This window comes from Nonomuraea zeae (assembly GCF_005889725.1).
GTDB classification, from domain to species: domain Bacteria; phylum Actinomycetota; class Actinomycetes; order Streptosporangiales; family Streptosporangiaceae; genus Nonomuraea; species Nonomuraea zeae.
Map to the genome: position 1 here is coordinate 1 of NZ_VCKX01000293.1, position 14795 is coordinate 14795.

Annotated in this window: 1 protein-coding gene; it reads right to left on the reverse strand. The window is 74.1% G+C overall.

All coding sequences use genetic code 11. The annotated features are described in order from the left end of the window. A partial coding sequence (locus ETD85_RS50675; RefSeq protein WP_138697028.1) for an amino acid adenylation domain-containing protein occupies positions 1-14795 on the reverse strand: 14795 nt, incomplete at both ends.

The window sequence follows — 14795 nt, forward strand, 5'->3', positions numbered from 1 at the left end:
CAATACCGCGCGATCCGCTCAGCCCACTCCGGATCGAACAGATCGGTAGCAACCGTCACCGACCCCCGCACCCCAGCCGGCGCCCCCTCACCGTCGAACACCTCGCCCACGAGCACGTCCAGGTCGAACTTGGCCGCCGACGTCCCCGCCGGCATCCCCTCCGCCCGGACGCCGGGCAGGTCGAGCCTGGCCTCCGCGTTGTTCTGCATGGTGAAGACGATCTGGAACAGCGGGTGCCGGGCCATCGACCGCGACGGCGCCAGCTCCTCCACCAACCGCTCGAACGGCACGTCCTGATGGGCGAGCGCGGCCAGGCTGCGCTCGCGTACCCGGCGCAGCACCTCGCGGAACTCGGGGTCGCCGGACAGGTCGGCGCGCACGACCAGGCTGTTGACGAAGCAGCCGACCAGGTCGTCCAGCGCCACGTCCGTCCGGCCCGCGTTCGCCGACCCGATCGGGACGTCCGTGCCCGCGCCGAGCCGTGACAACAGCACGGCGAGCCCGGCCTGCAGCACCATGAACATCGTGACGCCCTCGGCACGGGCCACTTCGGCCAGCCGCGCGTGCACCTCGGCCGGCACCTCGACCGGCACGCTGTGCCCGCGATGCGAGGCCACTACCGGGCGCGGCCGGTCGAACGGCAGCGCCAGCTCCTCCGGCGCCCCGGCCAGGGTCTCGCGCCAGTAGGCGACCTGCCGGGAGATCACGCTGTCCGGGTCGTTCTCGTCGCCCAGCAGGTCGCGCTGCCAGAGGGCGTAGTCGGCGTACTGGACCGGCAGCGGCTCCCACACCGGGGCCCGCCCGCCACGCCTGGCCTGGTACGCCACCGACACGTCCCGCGCCAGCGGCCCGATGGACCAGCCGTCGCCCGCGATGTGGTGGATCACGACGACCAGCACCCGCTCGTCCGGGCCCGCCTCGAAGAACCAGGCGCCGATGGGCGCCTCGGCGGCCAGGTCGAAGGCGTGCCCGGCGGCCTCGGCCACCGACGCCGCCAGGTCGGCGGGAGAGACCTCGCGTACCGACAGCTGCCAGCTCAGCTCCTCGATGGGCACCACCCGCTGGTACGGCTCACCGTCCGCGACGGGGAAGACCGTCCGCAGCACCTCGTGCCGCCCGATCACGTCCCGCAGGGCGAGCCCGAGCGCATCCCTGTCGATGTCGCCGTGCAGGCGCAGCGCGATGGGATCGTTGTACGTGGCGCTCGGCCCTTCGAGCTGGCCGATGAACCACAACCGCCGCTGCGCGAACGACAACGGCACCCGGTCCGGGCGTGCCATCGGCGTTAGCGGCGCCTGGGCGGTGGCGTCATCGGACAGGCGGGCGGCGAGCCCGGCCGCCGTCGGCGCCTCGAAGAGCACGCGGATGTCCACGTCGACGCCGAGGACCGCGCGGATGCGGCTGGCCAGCCGTACCGCGAGCAGGGAGTGGCCGCCGAGGGCGAAGAAGTCGTCGTCCACGCCGACGCTCTCCAGACCGAGCACCTGTGCGAACACCCCGCACAGGATCTCCTCGCGGGCGTTCGGCGGCCTGCGGTCCGCGGGCGCGGCCGTGCTCGCGGCGTAGTCCGGCTCGGGCAGGGCCTTGCGGTCGAGCTTGCCGTTGACCGTGAGCGGCAGCGTCTCGAGCGTCACCACGGCCGCGGGCACCATGTAGTCGGGCAGGCGTTCGGCCGCCAGTTCCAGGATCGACGGGTCGGCGTGGGCAGCGTCGTCGGCCAGGACGAGGTAGGCGACCAGGCGCTTGTCGCCCGGCTCGTCCTCCCGCATGATCACCGCGGCCTGGGCGACCTGCGGGTGAGTGAGGAGCACGTTCTCTATCTCGCCCGGCTCGATGCGGAAGCCGCGGATCTTCACCTGGTCGTCGCCACGGCCGGCGAAGGCCAGCTCGCCGTCCGGCGTCCAGCGGGCGAGGTCGCCCGTGCGGTAGAGACGTGTGCCGTCGGCGCCGAACGGGTCGGCGACGAACCGCTCGGCGGTCAGCGCGGGCCGTCCGAGGTAGCCACGGGCCAGCCCCGCGCCCGCGACGTACAGCTCGCCGACCACGCCGACGGGTACGGGTGCCAGGAACTCGTCCAGGACGTACACCCGCGTGTCCACGACGGGCGTGCCGATCAGCACCTGGCCGGAGGCGGGGTCGCAACGCCAGAGCGTGGCGTCCACGGTGGTCTCCGTGGGCCCGTAGGAGTTGAACATGCGCCGGCCGCGCGCCCACCGCGCCATGACATCCGGAGGGCACGCCTCGCCCGCGACCACCACGACGACGCCGGGGTCGAGCGAGCCCTCGTCCAGCGTGGCCAGCACGGCGGGCGGCAGCGTCACGTGGGTGACCCGCCGCTCGGCGAGGAACACCGGCAGGTCCTCGCCCAGCCGCCGGGCGGGCGGGATCACCACCAGCGCCGCCCCCGACAGCAGCGCCATCATCCACTCCCAGCCGAAGGTGTCGAAACTGGCCGACGCGAACTGCCCCACGCGGCTGCCCGGGCCGACGCCGAGGGCGCGTACCTGGCCGGCGACCAGCGCGGCCACGCCGGCGTGGGAGACGAGCACGCCCTTGGGCCGGCCGGTCGAGCCGGAGGTGTAGATGACGTACGCGGGCCGCGCCACGGCCCCGTCGTCCCTGACCGGCGGCGCCTCGGGGCCGTCGCCGTCCACGGCCAGCGTGGTCACACCGGCGACGCCCGTACCCACGATGACGGCGGGCTCGGCGTCCGCGATCATGAACGCCACCCGATCGGCCGGGTAGGCGGGGTCGATCGGCAGGTACGCGCCCCCGGCCTTGAGCACCCCCAGCAGCGCCACGATCAGGTCGGCCCCGCGTTCGAGGCACACGCCCACCACCGACTCGGCGCCGACGCCGTGCCCGGCCAGCCGCCGGGCCAGCCGCCCGGCCCGTTCGTCCAGCTCGGCGTACGTCAGCTCGGTGCCGTCCGCCACCACGGCGACCGCGCCGGGCGTGCGCCATACCTGGGCCTCGAACAGCTCCGCCACGGTCGCGGGCGGCACGTCGGACGCAGTGGCGTTCCAGCCGGTCAGGACGCGGTGCCGTTCGGCGGGGTCGAGCACGTCCAGTGCGCTGAGCCGGACCCGCGGGTCGCGGGAGACGGTCTCGAGTACGCGCGCCAGGCGCCCGGCCAGCGCGGTCACCGTACCGGGCTCGAACAGGTCCGCGGCGGCGGTGATCAGCGCGCGTACCCCGGCCGGGGCGCCGCCGTCGTCGAACGCCTCGGCCATGATGACGTCGAGGTCGAACTTGGCCGCGGAGGCGCTGGTGTGCACCGGCTCGGTGCGCAGGCCGGGCAGGTCGATGTCCTCGTCGATGGTGTTCTGCAGGGTCAGCATGACCTGGAACAGAGCGTGGCGGGCCATGGAGCGGCTCGGGGACAGCTCCTCGACCAGCCGCTCGAAGGGCACGTTCTGGTGGGCGAAGACGCCGAGGCTGGTCTCGCGCACCCGGGTGAGGACCTCGGCGAAGGTGGGGTCGCCGGACAGGTCCGTACGCAGCACCAGCGTGTTGACGAACGAGCCCACCAGGTCGTCGAGCGCCTCGTCGGTACGCCCCGCGTTCGGGGACCCGATCGGGATGTCGGTGCCCGCACCGAGCCGGGACAGCAGCGTGGCGAGCGCGGCCTGCAGGACCATGAACATGGTGACGCCCTCGTCGCGTGCCATCCGCCGCAGCGCGGCGTGCACCCCGGCCGGGACCTCCATGGGCACCGGGTGGCCGCGGTGGCTGGCCACGGCCGGGCGGGGGTGGTCGAAGGGCAGTGCCAGCTCCTCCGGCGCACCGGCCAGGGCTTGGCGCCAGTACGCGACCTGGCCGGAGATGACGCTGCCGGGGTCCCGCTCGTCGCCGAGCAGTTCGCGTTGCCACAGGGTGTAGTCGGCGTACTGGAGCGGTAGCGGCGCCCATCCCGGCGCCCGGCCCGCCCGGCGCGCGGCGTAGGCGGCGGACAGGTCGCGGGCCAGCGGGCCGGTGGACGCGCCGTCGCTGGCGATGTGGTGGATCGTGACGGCCAGCACGTGCTCGTCCGGCGCGAGGCGGAACAACCACGCCCGCAGCGGCACCTCTTCGGCCAGGTCGAACACGTACCGGGCGGCGGCGGCGACCGCCGCGTCCAGTTCCTCTGGCGCGAGGTCGGTGACCGGCAGCTCCAGCGCCAGCTCCGCCGGCGCCACGACCTCCTGGTACGGCTCCCCGTCCGCGGCCGGGAACCGCGTGCGCAGCACCTCGTGCCGCTCCACGACATCGCGCAGCGCCAGGCGGAGCGCGCCGAGATCGAGGTGGCCGCGCAGCCGCAGCGCGACCGGGACGTTGTACGTGGCACTCGGCCCTTCGAGCTGGCCGATGAACCACACGCGGCGCTGCGCGAACGACAGCGGCACCCGTCGCGGGCGCTCCACCCGGGTGAGCGCGGTCTGCACGGCGGCGGTGCCGGTGCGACGGGTCGCGTCGAGGTGGGCGGCGAGCGCGGCCACGGTCGGCGCGTCGAACAGGGCGCGCAGCGGCACCTCCATGCCCATGATCGTCCGTACCCGGCTGATCAGCCGGACCGCCAGCAGCGAGTGGCCGCCGAGCGCGAAGAAGTCGTCGTCGACGCCCACGCCGTCCAGGCCGAGGACCTGCGCGAACAGGCCGCACAGGATCTCCTCCTGCGGGGTGGCCGCGCGGGTGGCGGGCCCGGACGCGTGGTCGGGCACGGGCAGGGCCTTGCGGTCGAGCTTGCCGTTGACGGTCAGCGGCAGCTCATCCATGATCACGATCGCCGACGGCACCATGTGACCGGGCAACCGCTCCGCCGCGTGACTGCGCAGCACGGCGGCCAGAGCCCCCGCACTGGTCCGCACATGCGCGACCGGATCCGCCGCGGCCGAATCCATCGCGGCCGAGTCCATCGCGGCCGGCGTCGTCGCGGCGGGTACCACGTAAGCCACCAGCCGCACGTCCCCCGGCACGTCCTCGCGGGGCACCACCGCGGCCTGCTCGACCAGCGGGTGGGCGGCGATCACGGCCTGGACCTCGCCCGGCTCGATCCGGAAGCCGCGGATCTTCACCTGGTCGTCCACCCGCCCGGCGAACACCAGCTCGCCGTCCGCGTTCCATCGCACCCGGTCACCGGTCCGGTACATCCGCGTCCCGGCGGGCCCGAACGGATCGGCCACGAACCGCTCCGCGCTCAGCCCCGGCCGTCCCAGATAGCCGCGCGCCAGCCCGGCCCCGGCGACGTACAGCTCGCCCGCCACGCCCACCGGCACCGGCGCGAGGTGCTCGTCCACGACGTACACCTGCGTGTTGGCGATCGGCGTGCCGATCGGCACGTCGGTCACGCCCGCCCGGCACTCCCACACCGCCGCGTCCACGGTGGTCTCCGTGGGGCCGTAGGAGTTGAACAGCTCCCGGCCCGGCGCCCACCGTTCGACCAGCTCGGCCGGCAGCGCCTCGCCGCCGGCGTCGATGACGACGCCGGCGGGGACGGCGCCGTCGTCCATGCTGGCGAGCACGGCGGGCGGGAACGCGGCGTGCGTGATCCCCTCACCCGTGATGAACGCCGCCAGTTCCGCGCCGAGCCGCCGGTGCGGCGGCACGACGACGAGGGTGGCGCCGGCGGGCAGGGCCAGCGCCCATTCGGAACAGAACATGTCAAAACTGACGGACGCGAACTGCAGCATCCGCGATCCGGGGCCCACCTCGGTCGAGTAGCGCCGGGCGAGCGCCTCCGCCGTGTTGGCGAACCCCTCGTGGGTGAGGACGACGCCCTTGGGCCGGCCGGTCGAGCCGGAAGTGTAGATCACGTACGCCGGGTGCCCGGGCAGCACCGGCGACCCCAGGTCGTCACCGGACAGCCCGCCCAGCTCCGCGGCAGTCTCGTGGGAGTCCACGACGAGCGCGCCGGGCACCGTCCCCGCCGTCGCGGCCGAGGCGAGCACCATCGCCGGCGCCGCGTCCTCGATCATGTACGCGATCCGCTCGGCCGGGTACTCCGGATCCACCGGCAGGTACGCGCCCCCCGCCTTCAGCACGCCGAGCACGGCGGCCATCAGCTCCACGCCGCGCTCCATCACCAGCGCGACCACCGACTCCGGGCCCACGCCCCGCCCCGCCAGCAGCCGGGCCAGCCGGTTGGCGCGCGCGTTCAGCTCCGCGTACGTGGCGGCGTCCCCGCCGCAGGCCACCGCGACCGCGTCCGGCGTCCGCGCCGCCTGGGCCTCGAACAGCTCCGTCACCGTCGCGGGCCGGACCTGGACCGCCGTGTCGTTCCAGGCGTGCAGCAGCTGCTCGCGGCCGGCGGCGTCGAGCACGTCCACGGCGCTCAGCGGCAGATCGGGGTCGCCGTCCAGCACCGCTTCCAGCGCGGTGGCCAGGTTGTCGGCGGTGGTGCGCAGCAACGTGCCGACGGCCCGCGGGTCGATCGGCGCGACGGCGTCCACGGCGAGCGAGAGCCGGTCGCCGCCGTCGTCCACGGAGACGGTGAGCGGGTAGTTGTCGCGGTCTTCCGAGTAGCGCAGCGTGATGCCCGCCAACGACCCGCCCGCGTCCTGGGCGCCGGCGTTGTGGCGGTAGTTGAGCAGGGAGGTGAACAGCGGGGCTCCGCCGGTGACGCCACCGGCCTGCTGGGCGAGCGCCAGGGGGGCGTGCTCGTGGCGCAGCAGGTTCGCGAGCTGGCCGCGCATCGCGCCGACCGCTTCGAGCACGCCGAGGCCGTCGGTGCGGACGCGTACCGGGAGGGTGTTCATGTGGGGGCCGGGGACGCGGTCGGAGCCGGCGCCCGCGGTCATGCGGCCGAACAGCACCGATCCGAACACCACGTCGTCGCGGCCGGACAGCACCGACAGCAGCCGGGCCCACGCCACGTGCATGAGGGTCGCGGGGCTGGCGCCGGCCCGGCGGGAGATCTCGCGTATCCGCCGGTCCAGGCCGGGCGGGAACGGCACGATCTCGCGCACGGAGGCGGTGCCGTGGTCGCGGACGTCGAGCACGCCGTACGGGGCGGTGGGCTCGGTCACGTCGCCGAGCAGGCCGGCGAAGTACCGCTCGTGCTCGGCGCGGCTGACGGCGCCCCTGGCCTGGGCCACGAAGTCCCGGAACGGCATCGGCTCCGGCAGGGCGGCGCCGCGTCCCTCGAGGAACGCCCGCACCTCGTCGATCACCACTTCGAGCGCGGTGTGGTCCTGCGCCATGTGGTGCACCCGGATGAGGCCGAGCCACCGGCCGATGCCGGGGACGGGCGTGACGTGGACGCTCATCAGCGGCGCCCGGCCCAGGTCCATGGTCCGGCCGACGTGCGCCACCAGGCGTTCGGCGAGGTCGCCGCCCTGCCCGCCGAGCGTCACCTCGTGCACGGGCAGCTCCGCCCGCCGCCACACGACCTGGACGGGCTCCCGCAGCCCTTGCCAGACGATCGAGGTGCGGTAGACGTCGTGGCGGTTCACGACCTGCCGCAGCGCGCCGGTGAAGGCGTCCAGCCGGGCGCGGGAGTCGAACTCGACCACGGTGGGCTGCACGTAGGCGTCCTGGCCGGTCTCGGCGAGCAGGTGGTGGAACAGGAGTCCTTCCTGCAAGGGCGCGAGGGGGTAGATGTCGGCGACGTTCGCGACGCCGCCTTCGACCGTGGCCACGACGCGGTCGATCTCCTGTGCCGTCAGCTCGGCCAGCGGCAGCATCTCCGGGGTGATCGCGGTGGCGTCCGCCGGGATCGCGTTGTCCGGCACCGGCACCCTCGCCTCGGCGGCCGACCGCGCCAGCCCGGCCGGGGTCGGCGCCTGGAAGAACGAGCGCACCGACACCGACATACCGCGCGCCTGCAGCGCCGCCACCGCCCGGATCGCCAGCAGCGACTGGCCGCCCAGGGCGAAGAAGTCGTCGTCCACGCCCACCGATCCGACGCCCAGCACTTCGGCGAACGCCGCGCACACCACCTCCTCACGCGCGTCGGCCGGGCCCCGGCCCGTCCTGGCGGCGTACTGCGGGTCGGGCAGGGCCCGGCGGTCCAGCTTCCCGTTCGCCGTCAGGGGCAGCGCGTCCAGCGTCACCACTGCCGACGGCACCATGTACTCCGGCAACCGCTCCGCGGCGAACTCCCGTACGACATCGACCGAGATTCCGCCCGACGGCACCACATAGGCCGCCAGCCGCACGTCTCCCGGCGCGTCCTCCCGCGCCACCACCGCGACCTGCCCCACCCCAGGGCATCCGGCCAGCACCGACGCGACCTCGCCCGGCTCGACCCGGAAGCCCCGCACCTTCACCTGGTCATCGACCCGGCCCAGGAACACCAGCTCGCCCTCAGGCGTCCAGCGCACCCGGTCCCCGGTCCGATACATCCGGCCGCCCTCGAACGGGCACGCCACGAACCGCTCACCCGTCAGCGCCGCCCGGCCGGCATACCCCCGCGCCACCCCCGCACCGGCGACGTAAAGCTCACCCGCCACCCCGACCGGCACCGGCTGCAACGCGCCGTCCAGCACGTACACCCGCGTGTTGGCCACCGGCGGGCCGATCACCGGGCCCTCCTGAGCCCCGATCCGCGCCACCGCGGTGTCCACCGTGCACTCACTCGGCCCGTAGAAGTTGAACCCCCGCACCGTGCCGCCGGCCAGCCGCGCCCACAACCCCGCCGGCACCGCCTCGCCGCCCACGCCCAGCCGCTTCAGCCCGGCCCGCTCCAGCAACCCGTGTTCCACCAGCACCTGTGCGTACGACGGCGTCACCTCCATGAAGTCGACCCCGCCCGCCGCCAGCCAGCCCACCAGCCGGCCCGCGTCCAGCCACGTCTCACCGTCCACCACGTGCAATTCACGGCCCGCGAACAAGCCCGCAAGCTGATTCCACGACGCGTCGAACGACACCGACGTGGTCAGCGCCACCCGCGCCACCCCGGCCAGCACGCTCCGAGCCGACCACTCGCACAGGCTCACCACCCCGCGATGCGGCACCACCACGCCCTTCGGCCGCCCCGTCGAACCCGAGGTGTACACCACGTACGCCGCGTTCCCGCCGTCCACCTCCACACCCAGCGCGCCCGCGGCATGACCGGCCAGCTCGGCGGCCACCGCCGGATCGTCCAGCACCACCACCGGCGTCCCCGCCACCGCACCCGCCGTCCCGGCCGAGGCCAGCACCACCACCGGCGCGGCGTCGGCCGCCATCCACCGCAACCGCTCTCCCGGATACGCCGGATCCAGCGCCACGTAGGCGCCCCCGGCCTTCAGCACCGCCAGCAGTGCGACGATCAGTTCGGCACCGCGCTCCAGGCACACGCCCACCACCGACTCCGGGCCCACGCCCCGTCCCGCCAGCAGCCGCGCCAGCCGGTTCGCCCGCTCGTCCAGCTCCGCGAACGACAACGACACCTCGCCCGCCACCACCGCGACGGCCCCCGGCGCCCGCCTCACCTGGGCTTCGAACAGCTCCACCAGCGACCCGGCCGCCACCTCGGCCGCCGTGTCGTTCCAGGCCACGAGAACCTGGTGCCGCTCGGCCTCGTCCAGCACCTCCACCCCGCTCAGCCGGGTGGACGGCTCGGCGGTCACCACGTCCAGCACGCCCGCCAGCCGCGCGACCAGCAACTCGGCCGACCGCCGGTCGAACAGATCGGCCGCGGCGACCAGCGATCCGCGCAACCCGCCAAGTGCCGGGACCTCGGCGACCGTGAAGTCCAGGTCGAACTTGGCCGCCGCCGTCCCCGGCGCGATCGCCTCCGTCCGCGCCCCCGGCAGGTCCAGCACCGCCTCGGCGTTGTTCTGGACCTTGAACATCACCTGGAACAGCGGATGCCGGGCCATCGACCGCGCCGGCGCGAGCTCCTCCACCAGCCGCTCGAACGGCACGTCCTGGTGCTCGAAGGCGGCCAGGCTGCGCTCCCGCACCCGCCCCAGCAGCTCACGGAATGTCGGGTCGCCCGACAGGTCCGTACGGACGACGAGCGTGTTGATGAAGAAGCCGACGAGATCGTGCAGCGCCTCGTCGGGCCGCCCGGCGTGCACCGCTCCCATCGGGACGTCGGTCCCGGCACCGAGCCGGGACAGCAGGACCGCGAGCGCGGCCTGCACCACCATGTACGTGGTGACACCCTCGCGCCGGGCCAGCTCCGCCAGCCGCGCGTGCACCTCGGCCGGCACCTCGATCGGCACCATGTGCCCGCGATGCGAGGCCACCTCCGGACGCGGCCGGTCGAAGGGCAGCTCCAGCTCCTCCGGCGCGCCGGCCAGCGTGTCCCGCCAGTAGGCGACCTGGCCGGAGATCAGGCTCGCCGGATCCCGCTCGTCGCCGAGCGCCTCCCGCTGCCACAAGGTGTAGTCGGCGTACTGGACGGGCAGCGGCTGCCAGGCGGGAGCCGTACCCGTGCGTCTGGCGCGGTAGGCCGCGGAGAGGTCCGCCGCCAGCGGCCCCATCGAGGCCCCGTCCCCGGCGATGTGATGGACCACGACCACCAGGGCGTGCTCGTCCCCCGTGCCAGAAGGCTCCGTTTCTGAAGGCTCCGTCTCTGAGAGGTCCGTCTCTGAGAGGTCCGTCTCTGAGAGGTCCGTCTCTGAGGGGTCCGTCACCGCGAACAACCGCGCCCGGATGGGCACCTCCGACGACAGGTCGAAGGCGTGCCCGGCGGCCTCGGCGACCACGCCGGGCAGCTCCGCGGCGGTGACACCGGCCACCGGGAGCTCCCAGTCGAGTTCCTCGACCGGGAGGATCCGCTGGCAGGGCTCGCCCTCCACGACGGGGAAGACCGTGCGCAGCACCTCGTGCCGCCCGATCACGTCGCGGAACGCCGCGCTGAGCGCCGCCACGTCCACGTCCCCTGACAGGGACAACGACACCGGGATGTTGTACGTCGAGCTCGGCCCCTCGATCTGGCCGATGAACCACAGCCGCTGCTGCGCGTACGACAGGGGCACCCGCTCCGGCCGCTCCATCGGCGCGAGCCCCCGGCGGGCGGCCCCGGCACCGGCCAGCCGGGCGGCGAGCCGCGCGACCGTGGACGCCTCGAACAGGTCCTTCAACGGCACTTCCACGCCGAGCACCGACCGGATCCGGTTGACCAGCCGCACCGCCAGCAGCGAATGCCCGCCGAGCCGGAAGAAGTCGTCATCGACGCCGACGCCGTCGAGGCGGAGCACCTCCGCGAACGCCTCGCACAGGAGCTCCTCCTCGCGGGTGCCCGGCCGCCGCCCGGCGGTCACGGTGTACGCGGGGGCGGGCAGGGCCTTGCGGTCGAGCTTGCCGTTGATCGACACCGGCAACGCGTCCAGCACGACGACGGCGGACGGCACCATGTACTCCGGCAGCCGCTCCCCGGCGTAGCGCCGCACGACCTGCGCCAGGTCGGCCGTCCCGTCGGACGGGACCACGTACGCCACCAGTCGCACGTCCCCAGGCATGTCCTCGCGGGGTACCACCACCACCTGCCCCACCTCGGGGCAATCGGCCAGGACCAGGCCGACCTCGCTGGGCTCGACCCGGAAGCCGCGGATCTTCACCTGGTCGTCGGTCCGCCCCGCGAACAACAGCTCACCGTCGGCCGACCAGCTCACCCGATCCCCGGTCCGGTACATCCGCTCCCCGCCCGGACCGAACGGGCACGCCACGAACCGCTCGGCGGTCAGCCCGGGGCGGCCGGCGTAGCCCCGGGTCACCTGTATCCCGGCGATGTGCAGCTCGCCGACCACGCCGGGCGGCACCGGCCGGAGGAACTCGTCCAGCACGTACGCCCGGGTGTTGGCCACGGGCCTGCCGATCGGCACCGAGCCGCCCGCCCAGCCGGGCGGGCACTCCCAGGCGGTCACCTCGATCGACGCCTCGGTGGGCCCGTAGTAGTTCTCCAGCCGGACGCCGTCCAGCACCTCGAAGAACCGCCGCGTCGCATGCGCGGGCAGCGCCTCACCTGAACAGGCCACCCACTCCAGGCCGCCACATCGCGCGGCGGCCGGCTCGGACAGGAACACCTCCAGCATCGACGGTACGAAGTGCGCCACGCTCACGCGTTCACGGCGGATCAGCTCCGCCAGATAGGCGGCGTCCCGATGGCCGCCGGGCCGCGCCAGGACCAGTACGCCGCCGTACAGCAGCGGCCAGAACAGCTCCCACACCGACACGTCGAACCCGAACGCCGTCTTCTGCAGCACCCGCGTGCCCTCGGGCAGCCGCAGCCGCTCCTGCATCCAGGCCAGCCGGTTCAGCACGCCCGCGTGCGGCACCACCACGCCCTTGGGCCGCCCGGTCGAGCCGGAGGTGAACATCACGTACGCCGCGTTCGCGCCGTCCACCTCGACGCCCAGCGCGTCCGCGGCATGACCGGCCAGCTCGGCGGCCACCGCCGGATCGTCCAGCTCGACCCGCGCGACCCGGCCGGGCGGCGTCACGCCGGACGAGGTGATCACGCAGACCGCCCCGGCCTGCTCGACCAGGTACGCCCTCCGCTCGGCCGGGTAGTCCGGGTCCACCGGCAGGTAGGCGGCCCCGGCCTTCAGCACGGCCAGCAGGGCGACCACCAGATCGACACCGCGCTCCAGAGACACCCCGACCACGGACTCCACCCCGGCACCGCGCGCCACCAGCAGCCGCGCCAGCCGGTTCGCCCGCGCGTCCAGCTCGGCGAACGACAGTTCGGTCCCGTCACCGACGACCGCCGTGGCGTCCGGGGCGACGGCCGCGCGCGCCTCGAACAGCTCCGCCAGCGTCCCGGACGGCCGTTCGGGGACAGTGCCGCCGGAGGTGTCGTTCCACTGCTCCAGCACCAGGTGCCGCTCTCCGGCGGCCAGCACGTCCACGCCGCTCAGCCGGATCGCCGGGTCGGCGGTCAGCGCGTCCAGCACCCGCGTCCACCGCGCCACCAGCGTCTCGGCCGACTCCCTGTCGAACAGGTCAGCGGCCACCCGCAGGACCCCGCGCAGCCCCGCTTGCGAGGACAGCTCGGTCAGGCTCAGCTCCAGGTCGAACTTGGCCGGCGCCTCCTCGACCGGCAGCCCGGCGGCCCGTACGCCGGGCAGTTCCAGCGCGGCCTCACCGGTGTTCTGCAGGGTGAGCAGCACCTGGAACAGCGGATGCCGGGACATCGACCGCGTGGGCGCCAGCTCCTCGACCAGCCGCTCGAAGGGCACGTCCTGGTGCTCGAAGGCTGCCAGGCTGGACTCCCGCACCCGGCCCAGCAGCTCGCGGAACGTCGGGTTCCCGGACAGGTCGGTCCGCAGGACGAGCGTGTTGACGAAGAATCCGACGAGCTCGTCCAGCGCCTCGTCCATGCGGCCGGCGTTCGGCGACCCGATCGGGATGTCATTCCCGGCCCCGAGCCGTGACAGCAGCACGGCCAGCGCGGCCTGCACCACCATGAACGTCGTGACGCCCTCGGCCCGCGCCACGTCCGCCAGCCGCGCGTGCACCTCGGCCGGCACCTCGACCGGCACGGTGTGCCCCCGGTAGGAGGCCACCGCCGGGCGCGGCCGATCGGCCGGCAGCACCAGCTCCTCCGGCAGGCCGGTCAGCGCGTCCCGCCAGTATCCGAGCTGCCGGGCGAGCACGCTGTCGTCGTCCTGGTCCTCGCCCAGCAGGTCCCGCTGCCACAACGCGTAGTCCGCGTACTGGACCGGCAACGGCTCCCACCGGGGGGCCGTGCCGTCGCGGCGGGCCGCGTACGCCATCGACAGGTCGCGCGCCAGCAGCCGCCACGACCAGCCGTCGCCCGAGATGTGATGCAGGACCACCACCAGCACGTGCTCGTCCGCCGGCTCCGACAGCAGCCATGCCCGGATCGGCATCTCGCGCGCGAGGTCGAACACGTGGCCCACCGCTTCGCCGATCCGGCCTTCGACCTCCTCCGAGGTCACGTCGGCCACGGCCAGCTCCCAGGCGGGCTCGTCCAGGACCCGCTGACGGGGCTCGCCGTCCACGGCGGGGAAGATGGTCCGCAGCACCTCGTGCCGCCCGATCACGTCCAGGAACGCCGCGTTCAGCGCCGCCCGATCGACCTCGCCGGACAACCGCAGCACGACCGGCACGTTGTACGTCGCGCTCGGCCCTTCCAGCCGGGAGATGAACCACAGCCGCTGCTGCGCGTACGACAACGGCACGTGCTCCGGCCGCTCCACCGCCCGCAACGGCTTGCGCGCCGCTCCGGCGTCCTCAAGCCGGCCCGCCAGCGCCGCCACCGTGGGCGCCTCGAACACCCAGCGCAGCGGCACCTCGATGCCGAGCGCCGCGCGTATCCGGCTGACCAGCCGCACCGCCAGCAGCGAATGCCCGCCGACCCGGAAGAAGTCGTCCTCCACCCCGGCCTCGGCCAGGCCCAGCACCTCCGCGAAGGCCCCGCACAGGCTCTCCTCCAGCGGCGTGGCCGGCGCCCGCGCCGCGGCCGGCTTCTGCCCCGGCAGCGACAGGGCCTGGCGATCCACCTTGCCGGCGGCGGTCAGCGGCAGCTCGGCGAGCACGACGACCGTGGCGGGCACCAGGTGGCCGGGCAGCCGGTCGGCGGCGTAGCGGAGCACCAGGCGGGGCTGCACGTCCTTGCCCGCGACGAATGCCACCAGCCGGTCCTCGCGGACGATCACCGCCGCCTGAGCCACCAGCGGATGCGCCGCCAGCACCGCCTCCACCTCACCCGGCTCCACCCGGAACCCCCGAATCTTGATCTGGTCGTCGACCCGGCCCAGATACTCCAGATCCCCATCAGCGTTCCAGCGCGCCACGTCACCACTGCGATACATGCGCGCCCCCACCTCAAACGGGCACGCCACAAACCGCTCCGACGTCAGATCCGGCCGCCCCACATACCCGCGAGCCACCTGCACACCCGCGATATACAACTCCCC